This is a genomic window from Nitratireductor alexandrii (genome assembly GCF_004000215.1).
Taxonomy (GTDB): domain Bacteria; phylum Pseudomonadota; class Alphaproteobacteria; order Rhizobiales; family Rhizobiaceae; genus Mangrovimarina; species Mangrovimarina alexandrii.
Map to the genome: position 1 here is coordinate 1 of NZ_RBVY01000016.1, position 15,330 is coordinate 15,330.

The following is a 15,330-nucleotide window of genomic DNA, read 5'->3' on the forward strand; positions in this document are numbered from 1 at the left end:
CAGCTTGGCGCGCAGATCAACATCCCGAACATGCCGGGCTCTTCGCTTCGCTTGATGGCGTCGTATGCCGATGGCTCGCATGCTTTCAACGTGGGCGCTCCGACGATCAACGTCGCAGCCGGCATTACCGGCTTGCCGCCGTTCATCCCGGGCGTGTCGCTCTATGCTGGTGGATTGTTCGGTGGTTCGGAATGGTCGATCCTGGCTTCCTACAACCACCAGTTCTCCTCGACGTTGGGCGCATCGGTGGCCTTCCAGTGGTTTAACGACCTCTATTTGGCCGGTACCGACGTGAAGACCGGCGTCGACGCTTGGGGTGCCGAGTTCTCGCTGGTCTGGTTCCCGGTTTCGGACTTCGAAGTCCGCACCGAGATCCACTACGACGACGTTGGTAGCATCGGCGGGTTCAACCCGGATGGCACGGTTTCGGGCTATCTGCGTTTCACGCGCTACTTCTGATCAATATCAAACAGATGGCCCGGCAAATTGCCGGGCCATTTTTCTTCCACGGACAAGGCCGACCTGGCAAAGGCGAAGGAGTTCGAAAGGCAACCCAAGGAAAATCGCGAGTCACGCGCCCTAGGCTGGAACCCGGTGAGAGCCGGACACTCCACAGCAAAAAGAGAAGCGCCATTGCAAATTCCCCACCGCGAGAACTATTTAGAACTTTCTAATTTTTCGCTCGCAGGAGGGATTGATGTGAGTAGGTGCGTCGCTGGCATATCGGCGAATACAACTTTTGATAGCATATCCACCGATTGCACCGCAAAATATTCGCTTACCTGGAATGGCTCGCCTCGCCCCGTAAGCAACAACTCCCTGGCCGAGCTTTACGCACGTTTCGGCGATGTCATCTGGGACGATGGGCGTCATAAAACCAATGTTGCCGCGTTCATCGGGGAATTGAACGAGCTTTTGCTCGGCCGGCGATTCAGCGTATTTTCCCAGGACATGCTCGACGACCTGATCGGAGCCCTGCGCGAGCGCGGCAACAGCAACGCCACCATCAACCGCAAGATGGCGGCCCTGAGCAAATTGCTGCGCAAGGCGCATAAGATGGGTAAGATTCACAGCCTGCCGGAATTCCGGCGGCAAAAGGAAAGAGCCGGGCGGATCCGCTTCCTGGAACAACAGGAAGAGGCACGGCTGTTTGCCGCCATCAAGGCGCGCAGCGGCGACGCCTACCGGCTTTCCGTCTTTCTGGTCGATACGGGCTGCCGCCTCGGCGAGGCGCTCGGCCTGATCTGGAACGATATCGATGCGGGCCGCGTCACCTTCTGGGTCACCAAGTCCGGCCGCTATCGCACCGTGCCGCTGACTCGACGGGCCAAAAACGCGATCGAGCGCCAGCGCGGGATCGCCAACGGCCCGTTCGCGACGCTGACCCAGGTGCGCTACCGGGCGATCTGGAACGAGGCCAAGGCCAGCGTCGGGCTCGGTGCCGACAAGGACGTGGTGCCGCATATTCTGCGCCATACCTGCGCCTCGCGGCTGGTGCGCGGCGGCATCGACATTCGCCGGGTGCAGATGTGGCTCGGCCACCAGACCCTGCAGATGACGATGCGCTATGCCCATCTCGCCACGCACGATCTGGATTCCTGCGTCAAGGTGCTGGAACACGAGCGCTGCAACGACTGTTGAGGCACCTGCGCGGGCGTTCGGCCAAAAATCCCTGCGAAAACGCTCGCCGCGCCGGCGTCACGACCCGCCTGAACGCGGCAGGAACGCGCGGCTTGCATGGGCGGCCGCCGGCGCCTAATGGGGTGCGAACTCGACCATCGGACGGCGCCCCATGTCCCTGCCCCCTGCCCGCGACCGGATCCATCTCGGCAATTGGCGCACATATCCCGCCAGCACCTGGGCGTTCCAGAATGTCGGCGAGTTGGTGCCGTGCGCGCCGATCAGCGCGCCAGCCGGCAAACCGGCGCCCGGCCCGGGGTCCGGCCTCCTCGGCGCGCTGATGATCGAGACCGACGACGGCGGCAGGGTCAGTGCCACGGCCCATCTGGAGGCCTCGCATGGCGACGCCTTCGTGGCGCTGCGCGACGGGGCGCTGGTGGCCGAATGGCACGCGCCGCACTGCGACCCCGCACGCGCCCATATCGTGTTTTCGATCTCGAAATCCGTCACCGGCCTGCTCGCCGGGATCGCGGTCGGCGACGGCCTGCTCGATCCCGACCAGCCGGTGACCGACCATGTCGCCGTCGAGCCCGGCTCGGCGTTTGCAGACGCCAGGGTGCGCGACCTGCTCGACATGACCGTCAGTCTGGATTTCGAGGAAAACTATCTCGACCGGCACAGCGCCTTCGACCGCTATCGCCGCGCCATGTTGTGGAATCCCGAGCACGATCCCGACGCGGCGGAAACCCTGCCGCAGGTGCTTGCCGCGCTGCCGCGCGCCGATGGAGCCCATGGCCGGCGCTTTCGCTACGCCTCGCCGGCGACCGACATGCTCGGCCTGGTCGTCGAGCGCGCGGCCGGCCAGCGCTATCATGCCTTTTTGCGCGACAGGCTGTGGCGGCCGATGGGGGCCACGGGCGAGGCCCTTGTCACCGTCGACCGGATCGGAACGGCGCGGGCCGCCGGCGGCATCGCGATGACGGCGCGCGACCTGGCCCGGATCGGCCAACTCGTGCTCGACGGCGGGGTCGCCAACGGCCGCCAGGTTGTGCCGGCGGACTGGATTTCGGACCTGCGTACAAACGGCAGCCGGAGCGCCTGGGCGGACGGCGATTTCGTCGACCTGTTCGCACAGGGGCGCTACCGCTCGTGCTGGTATTCGGTCGGCGACGATCATGGCAGCCTGGCCGCGATCGGCATCCACGAGCAATGGCTGTGGATCGACCCGCAGCGCGGGGTGGTGCTGGCCAAGCTGTCCTCGCGGCCGGAGCCGAGCCACGATCCCGCCACCCGGCGCGAGGCCGCGATGCTGGCCCGGATCGCGCGCGGGTTGTGACGGCCGCCTTCCCCATTCTGTAGCACAGATGTCACACGCTTCGGCGATTGTGCGCCCGCGTCCGCTGATCGGCGCGGAACGGTCGGCTGCGACGCAATTTCGCTCTGGCCAACCCCACAACAATCTGCTTATTGCTGAGCCATCGAGTCATAATTTGTTATAACATTACGATTCGATGTTCCGGACGACCTCATCGCCTTCGCTGAGCCGCCGGACGCATGAAACGCGTTTCGGGCGGGGGTCCCAAGCCCCGTCCACCATTGGAGAATGACATGAAGATCAGGAAGTTGCTTGTCGGCACCACGGCGACGCTGGCCTTCGCGCCGGCTGCCGCGATGGCAGCCGACGCGGTGGTCATCGCCGAGCCGGAGCCGGTGGAATATGTACGGGTCTGCGACGCCTTCGGAGCCGGTTTCTTTTATATCCCCGGCACCGAGACCTGCCTGCGCATCTCGGGTTACGTGCGCTACCGGGTCGGCGCGACCAGCGATGACGGGCTGACCGACACGCCGAACTTCAACGGATACGCACCGGACGGCTGGAACAAGGAAACCCGCGCCCGGGTCAATATCGACGCTCGCCAGGACACCGAATGGGGCATGCTGCGCAGCTATTTGCGGTTGCAGTCGACCTGGGGCGTGCCGAGCGACGGCGCGGTCTCCGTCGACCAGGCCTGGATCAGCCTCGGCGGCCTGCGCATGGGCTACACCGAATCGGCCTGGGGCGACACGGTCGCCGGCGTCAACACCACCGGCACGCATTCCGACGGCGCCTTGTGGTACGGCGACCAGCAGCGCCACCTGATCCAGTATAATTTCGGCGGCGATGTCGGCCTGTTCGGCGTCATCTCGCTGGAAGACGACGCGCTTTCCGGCGAGGGCTACCTGCCCGACGTCGTCGGCGTGCTCTCCTACCAGCAGGGCTGGGGCGGCGTATGGGGCCGGGTCGGTTACGACGAATCCTTCGACGGTTTCGGCGCGTCGATCGGCGTTGAGCTCAACATCCCCAACACAACCGGCTCCTCGATCCGTCTGGTCGGTTATTACGCCGATGGCGATCACGTCTACGGCACCGGCAGCTCCTATGGCGCGATTTCCGGCGGCATGGGCAATGCCGAATGGGCCGCGCTGGCCTCCTACTACCACCAGTTCACCTCGACGGTCGGCGGCTCGGTCGGCTTCGAATATTTCAACGATTTCTATGCCGGCAATTCCAGCGTCAGCACCGGGTTGAACGGGTATGTCGCCGAACTGTCGATGGTGTGGGAACCGATCAACAATTTCGAGGTTCGCACCGAAGTGACCTACGACAAGATCGACACCCGCGACGGCTCGGTCGGCGGTTTCCTGTCGTTCACGCGCGGCTTCTAACCGACCCTCGCGCCTGCGAGATATCGCTTTTCGGCCCGGCGTTCGCGCCGGGCCGTTTTTGTCAGGCGGCCGCTCCGCCGCTTGACGACGCGGTTCCTGTCCGGTCGCAATCCGGCTATATTGCCCTTTCCCTCCTTTAGCCGGATCCCCGCGCCCATGTCCTCCCGTCCCGCCCTGACCCCGCTTGCCCAGTCGCTGCCCGCCACCGTGCCCTTCGTGGGACCCGAAACGCAGGAACGCGCGCGCGGCGCGCCGTTTCGCGCCCGTCTCGGCGCCAATGAAAGCGGTTTCGGACCGGCCCCGTCCGTGATCGAGGCGATGACGCGGGTGGCCGGTTTGGCCTGGCGCTATTGCGACCCGGAAAATTTCGACCTCAAACAGGCGCTCGCGGCACAGCTCGGCGTAGCGCCCGACACGATCGCGGTCGGCGAGGGCATTGACGGGCTGCTCGGCCTGGTCGTGCGCCTGTTCGCCGCGCCCGGCGCGACCGTGGTGACCTCGCTCGGCGCCTATCCGACCTTCAACTACCATGTCGCCGGCTTCGGCGCGCGGCTCGTCACGGTGCCCTATCGCGACGACCGCGAGGATCTGGACGGCCTGGCCGAGGCGGTGCGACGCGAAAACGCGAGCCTGTGCTATCTCGCCAACCCCGACAATCCGATGGGCACGTGGTGGGACTCGGAGGCGGTGATGCGCTTCATCGAAGCGCTGCCGGAACACACCATGCTGGTGCTCGACGAGGCCTACGGCGAGACCGCGCCCGCCGGCACCCTGCCGCCGCTCGACGTCGAACGGCCCAACGTGTTGCGCATGCGCACCTTCTCCAAGGCCTACGGGCTGGCCGGCCTGCGCTGCGGCTACGCGATCGGCGAACGCGAACAGATCCGCGCCTTCGACAAGGTGCGCAACCATTTCGGGGTCAATCGCATGGCCCAAGCGGCCGCGCTCGCCGCCCTTGCCGACCGGGCCTGGCTCAACAGCGTCGTCGGCGAGGTCGCGGCCGCGCGCGACCGCATCGCGGCGATTGCCGCCGAGAACGGGCTTGCCGCCCTGCCCTCGGCGACCAATTTCGTCACCATCGATTGCGGGCGCGACGGCGCCTATGCGCACAAGGTGATGGCGGCGCTGCTCGGCGCCGGCATCTTCGTGCGCAAGCCGATGGCGCCCGGCCTCGACCGCTGCATCCGCGTGTCGACCGGCCCCGAGGCCGAGCTGGCGCTTTTCGCCGCCGAACTGCCCGGCGCGCGCGCGGCGGCGCAGGCCGGCTGAGCGACCGGAAGCCCGATCAGCCGTAGCGCGACAGGTTCAAAGCGCCAGCATCGACCTCCGGCGCCTTGCCGCCGACCAAATCGGCCAGAACGCGGGCTGAGCCGCAGGCCATGGTCCAGCCCAGCGTGCCGTGGCCGGTGTTGAGATAGAGGCGCTCCACCGGCGTGGCCCCGACCACGGGCGGACCGTCCGGCGTCATCGGACGCAGCCCACACCAGAACGTGGCCGCTGCGGTATCCCCGCCTGCGGGAAACAAGTGATTGAAGGAGTGCTCGAGCGCGGCCCGACGGCTCTGCCTCGGGCCGAGGTCGAAGCCGGCGATCTCGGCAGTGCCGCCGACGCGAATGCGCGTGCCCAAGCGGGTGATCGCGGTCTTGTAGGTCTCGTCCATCACGGTCGAGACCGGGGCCGCGTCCTCGTCAGCCACCGGCATGGTCAGCGAATAGCCCTTGACCGGATAGACCGGCAGCTTGAGCCCGAGCGGGCCGATCAGCGCCGGGCTGTAGCTGCCGAGCGCCACGACATAGGCGTCGGCCTCGCGAAAGCCGCGCGAGGTAACCACGCCCGTCACCCCGCGGCCGTCGCTCACCAGCGCCTGGACCTCGGTGCCGTAGGAAAACGCCACGCCATGCGCGGCGGCGGCCTCGGCCAGCAGGGTGGTAAAAAGATGGCAGTCGCCGGTCTCGTCGCCGGGCAGCCGCAGACCGCCGACGATATCGGCCTTCGCCCCTGCCAGTCCCGGTTCGGCCGCCACGCAGCCCGCGCGGTCGAGCGCCTCGTAGGCGACGTCGAATTGGCGCAGCACCTCGACATCGCGGGCGATGCCGTCGAACTGTTTTTGGGTACGGAAAAGCTGCAGCGTGCCGCGGCTGCGCTCGTCATAGGCAATACCGGTCTCGGCCCGCAACTGCTTCAGGCAGTCGCGACTATATTCGGCGAGCGGCACCATGCGGGCCTTGTTGCGCGCATACCGGTCCGCGGTGCAGTTGCGCAGCATCTTGAAGAGCCAGATCCAGCGGGCCGGATCCACGCCGGGACGCACCACCAGCGGTCCATGTCGCATCAGCAGCCATTTCAGCGCCTTCAGCGGCACGCCCGGAGCCGCCCAGGGCGAGGCGTAGCCCGGCGAAACCTGGCCGGCATTGGCGAAGCTGGTCTCCTTGCCCGACCCCTCACAGCGTTCGACGAGTTCGACCTCGTGTCCGGACCGGGCCAGATAGTAGGCGGTGGTCACGCCGATGACGCCTCCGCCGAGGACCAGCACTTTCATAATTTTCGTTCTCCGGTTGTTTGGATGAAGACGGCGCCGCCCGGCGGACGGCGCCCTTGGGGAAAGCGGCCTGGCCGGGCCCGTTGCCGGAGGCCGGAAACCGCGAAAGCTGGAAGGCCCTTTCAGGCGGCGGAGGGGCCGGGATCGTCGAACCCGCCGGGACCGGGCGAAGCCGGGCGGCACACGGTCCGGGCGCTGCCCTGGATGAGCGTGAGCGTCGGCCGTTTCTGAACCGGCGGCGCCATGCGCGTCAGCGCTTCCTTCTCGCGCCGCGCGGCCTCGGGCTGATAGAGCACGCTTTCCAGGACGATCGTTTCTTGAACGCCGTCCTGTCCGGCGAACCGGAACAGTTGGCCTTCGCTGAGACCGATCAGCGCCAGCCCGCGCAGCGAGGTCAGCGGAAGGAAAAGTCCGACCGGCGATTGCATGCGTTCATGCGAGATCACCCGGGTGTCCGGCTCGCGGCCGTCGACGCTGAACGTGATCCGGCTGTTGAGGGTCGCCACGGTGGCGGGAACGTCGTCGCCGAAGACGACACGCGCCGCGTCGAGCTTTTCTTTCAGCAGCGCCGCCATCGGATCGTCCTGCCCCAGGCAGCGCTCGAGCATGACTTCGAGAATCGTATGATCCTTGGTGGTGAGGATGCAGCTTTGCTCAGACATCGCAGTTCTCCAGCGCTCCGCCCGGGGAGCGGTTGCGGTTTGACGACAATGGAGAATCCCCTGGCCGCTGGCGGGCGGCGCAGGGGCTACGATCCTGCGAGGAGACAGCCTCCGAACAGCGTGAGGCGACAGAAGGGCCTGGCCCCGCTCATGAGGCCCGGCCCGCTTCATGCACCGGCCCGGACGCGGACACCACGCCGCCGGTATTGTCCACGCTTTCGACGGTAAGGCGATGGGTGCGGCCGTCGCGCGCGGTCCAGTCGATCGACTGACCGGCCGCCAGGCCGATCAGCGCAACGCCAATCGGCGTCAGCACGGAGATCTTGCCCTCGGCGATATCGGCTTCGCCGGGAAACACCAGCGTGACGGTGCGGTCCTCGCCGACATCGCTGGTGAAACGCAGACGCGAGCCCATGCGCACCACGTCGGCGGCCAGCTTCGAATCGTCCACGGTGCGCGCGCGGTCGAGCTCGGCGAAGAGCTGGTCGGCGACGGCGGGATTGCGCTCGGCAAAACCTTCCGCCAGCCGCGAGAGCCGCTCGTGGTCGGACCGGGTCATGGCAATTGCCGGCTTGCGCTTTTTCTTGGTTTCGGGAGCCATTCCTGGACTTCCTCGTCAATCTGGCGCCGCCGATGCATCAACGATGCGCGGCACCCTGGTTTGTTCTGATGAATGAAGTGTCGCCTGTGTGGCTTGCGTCGACCCGCTCCGCGGGGAAACTTGCCTGTGCCCCCGCAGCCGGGGCGCGACGCGACCGGGCCCGGGGTCAGTGTCCCGCGATAGGACACACCCTGTGAAGGCTCATTACGGGCAGCTCGGTCCAATACATGGTTCGAGACTTGGTGTAGGGCAGCGGGAATGTCAAGCCTCACGCGGCTCTGGACCAGCCGTCCGCCCCAACCCGGCCTCCGCGACCGGCTGGCTCCCGCCGCCTGATGACCATGCGCGACCGCGCCCAAAGCCGCGCGCCCCAACCTTGCGGGCGCGGCCGGGGACCCGTCACGGCCAGCAACGGCGTCCTTGAATTAATTGAACGTTCGTTTTATTATTCCGACCGGGAGGAACGCAATGGCGCGCACGATCGGCTCGGACGGCGAAAAGACGGAGGCGGCGATCCGCGAGGCTGCCGTCAACCTGATCGCGCGCCATGGCTACGAAGCGGTTTCCATGCGCCGGCTGGCAGCCGAGGTCGGCGTCCAGGCCGCCGCCCTCTACCGCTATTTCCCGACCAAGGAAGATTTGCTGTTCACGCTGATGCGCGAACATATGGAAGACCTGATCGCGGCCTGGAAGACGGCCGATCCCGGCCCGGCAGACAGCGCCGCGCGGCTCGCCGCCTTCGTGCGCAATCACATCATCTTTCACGTCGCACGCCGGCACGCCACCCATGTCTCCAACATGGAACTGAGAAGCCTTTCGCCCGAGCGGCTGACGGCGGTGCTGCGGCTGCGCGCAGCCTACGAAAAGGAACTGCGCGGGATTTTGCGCACCGGCGCGGCTGCGGGGGCGTTCACCGTCGACGATCCGGCGCTGACGGCGATGGCGATCCTCCAGATGATCACCGGCGTGATCGTCTGGTTCCGCCCCGACGAAAGACTGTCGGTGCGCGAAGTGGCCGACACATACCACACCATGACAATGCGCCTGGTCGCAGCGGCCGGGCATGCGGAGGGAAACGATGTACACGCACATGATGCAGTTCGGACTGGGTGAGGAAATCGAGGCGCTGCGCGACATGGTGCGCCGCTTCGCCTCCGACAAGATCGCCCCGATCGCGGCCGAGATCGACGCCAGCAACGAATTTCCCGCCGGGCTGTGGACGGAACTCGGCGCGCTCGGCCTGCTCGGCATCACCGCCGATCCCGAGCACGGCGGATCGGGCATGGGCTATCTCGCCCATGTGGTGGCGATCGAGGAGATTTCGCGCGCCTCGGCCTCGGTCGGGCTTTCCTACGGCGCGCATTCCAATCTGTGCGTCAACCAGATCAGGCGCTGGGGCACGGCCGCGCAGAAGGCGGCCTATCTGCCCGGCCTGTGCGCGGGCGACAAGGTCGGTGCGCTGGCGATGTCGGAATCGGGCGCCGGCTCCGATGTCGTCTCCATGCGCCTTCGGGCGGAAAAGAAGAACGACCGCTACGTGCTGAACGGCACCAAGATGTGGATCACCAACGGCCCGGACGCCGACACGATGGTGGTCTACGCCAAGACCGACCCCGAGCGCCACTCGCGCGGCATCACCGCCTTTATCGTGGAAAACACCATGAAGGGATTCTCGGTGGCGCAGAAGCTCGACAAGCTCGGCATGCGCGGCTCCAACACCGGCGAACTGGTGTTCGACAATGTCGAGGTGCCGTTCGAAAACGTGCTGCACGAGGAGGGCAAGGGCGTCGAGGTGCTGATGTCCGGCCTCGACTACGAGCGCGTGGTGCTGGCGGCGGGGCCGGTCGGCATCATGGCCGCCTGCCTCGACGTGGCCGTGCCCTATTGCCACGAACGCAAGCAGTTCGGCCAGAAGATCGGCGAGTTCCAGCTCGTCCAGGCCAAGCTCGCCGACATCTACGCCGCGCTCAACGCCAGCCGGGCCTATGTCTACGCGGTGGCGGCGGCCTGCGACCGGGGCGAGACGACACGCAAGGATTCGGCCGGCTGCGTGCTGTTTTCGGCCGAAAAAGCGACGCAATGCGCGCTCGACGCCATCCAGATCCTCGGCGGCAACGGCTATATCAACGACTATCCGACCGGCCGGCTGTTGCGCGACGCCAAGCTTTATGAGATCGGCGCCGGCACCAGCGAGATCAGGCGCTGGCTGATCGGCCGCGAGATGATGGCGGAAAGCGCTTGAGGCCGGCAAATGCCGCCCATTCGCGGGGTTTCGACGGCTGACGTCTCAACCGGGGGTCGCTGGCCCAACAGGTTTTCCGGAACCGAGCCGCACGCGCGACCGGAGCGCCGCGCTGGAAGACGGATCGAGAGATGACCATGGACGCCGATGTCGTTCTCGTTTTCCTTGCGGCCATGACGACGGCGGTGACCACCGGCTTGGGCGCCCTGCCCTTCGTGTTCGTGAAGCGCATCGACCGATGGCGGCTCAGCATCGCCAATGCGGTGGCGGCCGGGCTCATGCTGGGGGCAAGCTACAATCTGATCGACGAAGGCGCGGACATCGCCCTCGACCGGGTTCTTATCGGCATCCTGCTCGGTCTTGCCGCCATCCTCGCGGCCAATCGGCTGCTCCGGCGGCGCGACACCGCCGACATCGCCGACCTGCACGGCAAAAGCGCGACAAGGGCACTTCTCATTCTGGGCGTGATGACGGCGCACTCCTTTGCCGAAGGGATCGGGGTCGGCGTCTCCTTTGCCGGCACGCCCGAACTCGGCGCCTTCATCACAACCGCCATCGCGATCCACAACATCCCCGAGGGCCTTGCCATCTGCCTGGTGCTGATCCCGCGCGGCACGTCCATCTGGAAGGCATCGCTATGGAGCATTTTCACCAGCCTGCCGCAGCCGTTGATGGCCGTACCGGCCTTCCTGTTTGTGCAATCGTTCGAGCCTTTCCTGCCGATTGGCCTGGGCATCGCGGCCGGCGCCATGATCTGGATGGTGTTTTCGGAACTGATACCGGATGCCACGGAGAACGCCTCGGGCGATGCGGTTGGAACCACCGTGGTCCTCGCCATCGTCGCGCTCTGGGCATTCCAGCTGGTGTTGTTCGGCACGTGGTGAACTCCGGTCCGAAGCGCTGGCGCCGCATTTCGGGCGTGCGAGACCGCGACTTGACGGAGGTCAATACGGGCCGGATGCTGATTTGCTATCCAGCCTGCAGCAATACGGCACGATTGACGAGCAGGAGAGACGAGATGCGTGGCTTTGTGGACGATATCGAAAAGCTGACCGAAGAAAACACGGATTTCCGCCGGGTTCTCTACACCGGCCAGAACCTGCAGCTCGTTTTGATGTCCATTCAGCCGGGCGATGACATCGGCGAGGAAGTCCATGACGATCGAGACCAGTTCTTCCGTGTCGAGCAGGGCGAGGGCGAGGCCTGGATCGACGGCAATCGGTCCCCGGTGAAAGCGGACCATGCCTTCATCGTGCCGGCCGGCGCCAGCCACAATGTCAAATGCACCGGCAACGAGCCGCTGCGCCTCTACACGATCTACGGACCGCCGGAGCACCGCGACGGGACGGTGCACGCGACCAAGGCGCAAGCCGAGGCGCATGAAGAGCATTTCGACGGCGTCACGACGGAGTAGCCGCACGTCGGAAGCCGGTGTCGAAGGGAGTTCTTGCCATGGCCAACACGAAACAACGGCGCAACCCATTGCTTCCGTGGTGGATCGGTCTCGCCCTCATCGTGGCGGTGATTGTCTATGTCGCCTACCGGTTTGCCTGCCTGGACTGCGCGCCGGCCGGCTTTCTGGAATTCATGATCCTCGGCATCGTGCCGGCGGTGTACCTGCTGCTGATGTATCTGACCTTCAAAAGCCAGGCCGACAGCGAGTCGCGATAGGGTCTGCCTCCATCCCGACCCTGACGAAGACCGGCGCCGGCCTCCTCTGGTGCCGGTTGGCTTGCGCGGTTGTAATCGTTTCGACATCGGCCCCCTCTACGAAACCGGTATGCGCGAATCCGAGACAATCTTCGCCGCCGCAATGGCTTTGGCCGACGCCGCGTCGACACTCGCCCGCAAGGCCTGGTTCGAAGACGTCGCCGCGCGGTACAAATCCGACGGTTCGTCGCTGACCGATGCCGATCTGGCCATCGAGGCCAACTGGCGCGAAACGATCCGGCGCCTGTTCCCCTCGCACGGAATTCTCGGTGAAGAATACGGCACGGACGCCGGTTCCAGCGCCTTTACCTGGGTTCTCGACCCGATCGACGGGACCCGGCAATTCGCTACCGGGTTGCTGAATTTCGCCTCGCTGATTGCCGTATGCCGCGACGGGGTGCCCGTCATCGGCATCATCGACCTGCCCCTTTCCGGCGCACGTTACGCAGCGGCCGAAAACGAGGGCACCAAGCTCAATGGCCGTACCGTGCGATGCAGCGGTCAGACCGGGCTTGCCGACGCCAGGATCAGCCTGGCCAATCCCGACAGTTTCGCCGGCGATGCCGGACGGTCCTTCGAACGGCTGCGTTCGACCGGCCGGCTCAATGTCTTTGACGGCGGCGCACCGGCCTATGGCGCATTGTCGCGCGGCCTGATCGATGTCTGCCTGAACGGCAGCGACCTCGACGCATACGATATCTGCGCCCTGTGCCCGGTGGTGACGCAGGCCGGCGGCGTCATCTCCGACTGGTCGGGCCGGCCGCTCTCCCTGGCCTCCAGCGGCGCCATCGTGGCAAGCGCCTCGCCGGAACTCCATGGCATCGTTCTGGCAACGCTCGGCTGAGCAGCCTCAACGCGGATCGCCGGACGACCGTCGCTGACCGCTCGGTCGGGGTCGAAGATGGGAAGCAACCATAAATGACAAAAAACATATCAATTTGACATTCTTTATGGATATACCATGTTTGCTCGGTTGCTATGCGAGCGGGATACGAGACATGGCGAGTTTGGAAACCGACCGCATGCGCGCGGTGATCCAGGGGCAGAGCACGGTGTCCGACAAGATCCGCGCTCTCGACGCGGCCGGGTTCGCCCGCGCCGACATCGCGCGCTTTCTCGGCAAGCGTTACCAGCACGTGCGCAATGTTCTGGTCGCCGGTACCCCGGCTGCGAAAAATCCGCCTCGGGCGACATCGACGGCCGACCCCGTCGACCGCCCGGCCCGGCAACTGCTGAAAGGACGCCTTCAGATCGGCGCCGGCGGCCGTATTGTCATTCCGGCCGAGATGCGCGCCGCGATGGGCGTCTCGGAGGGCGACAGCCTGCTTGCGCGCGTCATCGACGGCGAATTGCGGCTGCTGTCGCAAGATGCCGCGCTGCAGAAGGCGCAGGCTCTCGTTCGCCAGGTCGTGCCGGAAGGCGTCAGCCTCGTCGATGAATTGATTGCCGAGCGCCGCCTCGAGGCGCGCCGGGACGACGAGCGGTGAGCGGTGTCCTCGACGCGTCGGCCGTGCTGGCTCTGCTCAACGACGAACCGGGAAGCGATTTCGTGCGCGCCCGCCTGGGCGGATCGCTGATGAGCCTCGTCAACGCCATCGAGGTCGGGACCAAGCTCGTCGACAAGGGGCTGTCGGAAAGCCAGGCGCGAGAAACGCTCGACCTGATCGACATTCCCCTCGTCGGTCTCGATCACGACGTGGCGCAAGCCTCGGTCGCGTTGCGGGCGGCGACCCGGTCGCGCGGTCTGTCGCTGGCCGACCGGGTCTGTATCGCTCTCGCCGCGCGCGAGGGATTGCCGGCCATCACGGCAGACCGCTCCTGGACCGAGCTCGCGCTGCCCTGCACGGTCGAATTGATCCGCTAGGCCGGCTGCCCCTGCAGGCGCCCGTTTCGGGACGTCCGCGCACCACCGGCGACCTGAAACGTGTCGCAAGGAGGCAACGCCTCCCTGGCATCGCGGCGCCTGTGCCCGAAGCATCGCCGGGTCCACCCGCAGACAAGCGCCTGCCGGCGATGGGCCGGCGCACTGTCTCGGGCGCGGGGCCTGCTCACGTCACCACCACGCCGCGCGCCTTGGCCCAGCGCGCCAGCACCTTCTGCTCGTCGGGCAGGGGCGGCCGGTTGGCGAAACCGCGCACCTGGACAAGGCGGTCGCACCTGTCGAGCTCGATGGTCAACAGCCGCTCGGCCTTGCCCGCACCGCGCCGGGACAGCGACCAGATCGACGCCGAACCGGCAATGCATTTCGCCGCATAGGTCGACACGCAATGGCGCATGGCGCGGGTCTCGGCCACCAGTTCGGCGGCCGAGGAGAGCTGGCGCACGACATATTCCTCGCGCCGCGCGCGCGGTTCCTTCGCCGATGGCTTCCACGACCAGTCGGCGAGCGCGGACCCGTCCCAGCGTCCGCCCTCGGGTGCGGCCATGCCGGCGCGCGCCGCCGCCCGCCCCGCCCGACGACGGGCAGCCTCGATGCGGGCGATCGTCGCCAGGTCGCGATGCCAGTCGTGCATCTGGCGCTCGAGCGAGGCCAGCGTGCGGCCCTTGAGGCTGTAGCCGCGGTCGCGCCGGCGGCAGGCAGCCAGGTAATCGACGAGGTCGTCGACCAGCGCGCGCGGCGCCGGATTGGCGCAGAAAAACCACACAACCTCGCGCCAGAAGGCGAACTGGCGGCGCGGCGTATGGGCGATCTTGCTGTGCGCGATGCTCAGCGCCAGACCGAGATCGTCGGTATAGCTGCGCGCCACCGCCTGCCAGAACGCGGCCTCGAAGGAAAGATCGCCCGGCGGATTGAGAAACCGGTGCACCTCCTTGCGCGTCAGCCAGCGGCCGGCGGCCTCCTTGTAGAGCGAGCCGCCGCGTGCGGCGATCACGTACCAGCTCTTGCGCAGCCGCACCTCGCCGACGTCGAGCCCGCCGGCATCGATCCAGATCCGCTCGAGCGCGCCGGAGACCGGATAGCGCGCATAAAGATGACGCGCAGCGGCAAGCCGCAGCCGGGCCGGATCGCGCGACTTCATGCGCGGACGCCAGGCGGCCGGGTCGCGGATCGCCTCGCCGACGAAACCGCCCCTCGCCTCGGCGAGCGCCTTGTTGAAATCGGGAGCCGGACGCGCGGCGCGGACAACGCGCTTCAGCGTGGCGTCGTAAGCTTCATCTCTTTCGCGCGCGGCCTCCTGCCGGCGCTGGATCATGGAACGGGCCATGGCCTTCGGGCCTCAATGGATTGCTGTCAGCCGGACGCACTACG

At 66.5% G+C, this 15,330-nt stretch carries 16 protein-coding genes and 1 pseudogene; 13 read left to right on the forward strand and 4 right to left on the reverse strand.

Translation table 11 applies throughout. The features are described 5' to 3' along the window. The 5 genes and pseudogenes from EP380_RS23665 to EP380_RS22505 all read left to right on the forward strand — a co-directional run. Positions 1–459: hypothetical protein (locus tag EP380_RS23665; RefSeq protein WP_164749963.1), on the forward strand; the 459-nt coding region annotated here is incomplete at its 5' end. Positions 460–813: 354 nt separating this feature from the next. After that, positions 814–1,641 (forward strand): annotated as a pseudogene (locus EP380_RS22490) (tyrosine-type recombinase/integrase); the annotation flags it as partial. 151 nt (positions 1,642–1,792) lie between these two features. Continuing rightward, on the forward strand, positions 1,793–2,956 hold the full coding sequence (locus EP380_RS22495) for a serine hydrolase domain-containing protein (RefSeq protein WP_127601041.1): 1,164 nt from the start codon (positions 1,793–1,795) through the stop codon (positions 2,954–2,956). A 272-nt stretch (positions 2,957–3,228) separates the two neighbouring features. After that, positions 3,229–4,326 carry a porin gene (locus EP380_RS22500; RefSeq protein ID WP_158264331.1) on the forward strand — a complete coding sequence of 366 codons (1,098 nt, stop codon included), beginning with the start codon at positions 3,229–3,231 and terminating at the stop codon, positions 4,324–4,326. Between the two features lie 156 nt (positions 4,327–4,482). Continuing rightward, the gene (locus tag EP380_RS22505) at positions 4,483–5,595 is read left to right on the forward strand and encodes a pyridoxal phosphate-dependent aminotransferase (RefSeq protein WP_127601043.1); all 1,113 of its coding nucleotides are present in this window, start codon (positions 4,483–4,485) and stop codon (positions 5,593–5,595) included. 16 nt (positions 5,596–5,611) lie between these two features. Here the strand turns inward: EP380_RS22505 and EP380_RS22510 are convergent, their stop codons facing one another. The 3 genes from EP380_RS22510 to rnk all read right to left on the reverse strand — a co-directional run bounded on the left by EP380_RS22510 (position 5,612) and on the right by rnk (position 8,128). Beyond that, positions 5,612–6,865 (reverse strand): D-amino acid dehydrogenase, encoded by a 1,254-nt coding sequence (locus EP380_RS22510; RefSeq protein WP_127601045.1) that lies wholly within the window; start codon positions 6,863–6,865, stop codon positions 5,612–5,614. Positions 6,866–6,987: 122 nt separating this feature from the next. Next, the gene (locus EP380_RS22515) at positions 6,988–7,527 is read right to left on the reverse strand and encodes a GreA/GreB family elongation factor (protein WP_106570984.1); all 540 of its coding nucleotides are present in this window, start codon (positions 7,525–7,527) and stop codon (positions 6,988–6,990) included. Positions 7,528–7,675: 148 nt separating this feature from the next. Further along, complete coding sequence (rnk, locus tag EP380_RS22520) at positions 7,676–8,128, reverse strand: nucleoside diphosphate kinase regulator (protein ID WP_106570985.1); 453 nt, start codon at positions 8,126–8,128, stop codon at positions 7,676–7,678. A gap of 468 nt (positions 8,129–8,596) precedes the next feature. Here rnk and EP380_RS22525 point away from each other — a divergent pair, with 468 nt between their 5' ends. From EP380_RS22525 to EP380_RS22560, 8 genes are all read left to right on the forward strand, one after another. Beyond that, the gene (locus EP380_RS22525; protein WP_106571407.1) at positions 8,597–9,241 is read left to right on the forward strand and encodes a TetR/AcrR family transcriptional regulator; all 645 of its coding nucleotides are present in this window, start codon (positions 8,597–8,599) and stop codon (positions 9,239–9,241) included. Next, the gene (locus EP380_RS22530) at positions 9,207–10,370 is read left to right on the forward strand and encodes an isovaleryl-CoA dehydrogenase (RefSeq protein WP_106570986.1); all 1,164 of its coding nucleotides are present in this window, start codon (positions 9,207–9,209) and stop codon (positions 10,368–10,370) included. The genes EP380_RS22525 and EP380_RS22530 overlap by 35 nt, the downstream gene beginning before the upstream one ends. A gap of 131 nt (positions 10,371–10,501) precedes the next feature. Then, a complete protein-coding gene (locus EP380_RS22535) occupies positions 10,502–11,254 on the forward strand; it encodes a ZIP family metal transporter (protein WP_127601047.1) in 753 nt (250 codons plus the stop codon). 134 nt (positions 11,255–11,388) lie between these two features. After that, positions 11,389–11,784 (forward strand): cupin domain-containing protein, encoded by a 396-nt coding sequence (locus EP380_RS22540; protein ID WP_127601049.1) that lies wholly within the window; start codon positions 11,389–11,391, stop codon positions 11,782–11,784. Between the two features lie 38 nt (positions 11,785–11,822). After that, entirely contained in the window at positions 11,823–12,041 is a 219-nt protein-coding gene (locus EP380_RS22545) for a hypothetical protein (protein ID WP_127601051.1), read from the forward strand. 109 nt (positions 12,042–12,150) lie between these two features. Continuing rightward, on the forward strand, positions 12,151–12,924 hold the full coding sequence (locus EP380_RS22550) for an inositol monophosphatase family protein (protein WP_127601053.1): 774 nt from the start codon (positions 12,151–12,153) through the stop codon (positions 12,922–12,924). 154 nt (positions 12,925–13,078) lie between these two features. Beyond that, complete coding sequence (locus EP380_RS23840) at positions 13,079–13,567, forward strand: AbrB/MazE/SpoVT family DNA-binding domain-containing protein (RefSeq protein ID WP_238720013.1); 489 nt, start codon at positions 13,079–13,081, stop codon at positions 13,565–13,567. After that, on the forward strand, positions 13,564–13,944 hold the full coding sequence (locus EP380_RS22560) for a type II toxin-antitoxin system VapC family toxin (protein WP_158264332.1): 381 nt from the start codon (positions 13,564–13,566) through the stop codon (positions 13,942–13,944). The genes EP380_RS23840 and EP380_RS22560 overlap by 4 nt, the downstream gene beginning before the upstream one ends. 184 nt (positions 13,945–14,128) lie before the next feature. On the opposite strand, the gene EP380_RS22565 is transcribed toward EP380_RS22560, so the two are convergent. After that, positions 14,129–15,286, reverse strand: coding sequence for a PcfJ domain-containing protein (locus tag EP380_RS22565; RefSeq protein WP_106570992.1), 1,158 nt, complete (start codon positions 15,284–15,286; stop codon positions 14,129–14,131). Positions 15,287–15,330: the final 44 nt, after the last annotated feature.

Excerpts from the sequence above, each read along its gene's own strand:
- EP380_RS22540 (WP_127601049.1), top strand. The coding sequence starts at position 11,389 with ATGCGTGGCTTTGTGGACGATATCGAAAAGCTGACCGAAGAAAACACG.
- EP380_RS22510 (WP_127601045.1), bottom strand. The coding sequence starts at position 6,865 with ATGAAAGTGCTGGTCCTCGGCGGAGGCGTCATCGGCGTGACCACCGCC.
- EP380_RS22515 (WP_106570984.1), bottom strand. The coding sequence starts at position 7,527 with ATGTCTGAGCAAAGCTGCATCCTCACCACCAAGGATCATACGATTCTC.
- EP380_RS22505 (WP_127601043.1), top strand. The coding sequence starts at position 4,483 with ATGTCCTCCCGTCCCGCCCTGACCCCGCTTGCCCAGTCGCTGCCCGCC.
- EP380_RS22530 (WP_106570986.1), top strand. The coding sequence starts at position 9,207 with ATGTACACGCACATGATGCAGTTCGGACTGGGTGAGGAAATCGAGGCG.
- rnk (WP_106570985.1), bottom strand. The coding sequence starts at position 8,128 with ATGGCTCCCGAAACCAAGAAAAAGCGCAAGCCGGCAATTGCCATGACC.
- EP380_RS22500 (WP_158264331.1), top strand. The coding sequence starts at position 3,229 with ATGAAGATCAGGAAGTTGCTTGTCGGCACCACGGCGACGCTGGCCTTC.
- EP380_RS22565 (WP_106570992.1), bottom strand. The coding sequence starts at position 15,286 with ATGGCCCGTTCCATGATCCAGCGCCGGCAGGAGGCCGCGCGCGAAAGA.
- EP380_RS22495 (WP_127601041.1), top strand. The coding sequence starts at position 1,793 with ATGTCCCTGCCCCCTGCCCGCGACCGGATCCATCTCGGCAATTGGCGC.
- EP380_RS22525 (WP_106571407.1), top strand. The coding sequence starts at position 8,597 with ATGGCGCGCACGATCGGCTCGGACGGCGAAAAGACGGAGGCGGCGATC.
- EP380_RS22545 (WP_127601051.1), top strand. The coding sequence starts at position 11,823 with ATGGCCAACACGAAACAACGGCGCAACCCATTGCTTCCGTGGTGGATC.
- EP380_RS23840 (WP_238720013.1), top strand. The coding sequence starts at position 13,079 with ATGGCGAGTTTGGAAACCGACCGCATGCGCGCGGTGATCCAGGGGCAG.
- EP380_RS22550 (WP_127601053.1), top strand. The coding sequence starts at position 12,151 with ATGCGCGAATCCGAGACAATCTTCGCCGCCGCAATGGCTTTGGCCGAC.
- EP380_RS22535 (WP_127601047.1), top strand. The coding sequence starts at position 10,502 with ATGACCATGGACGCCGATGTCGTTCTCGTTTTCCTTGCGGCCATGACG.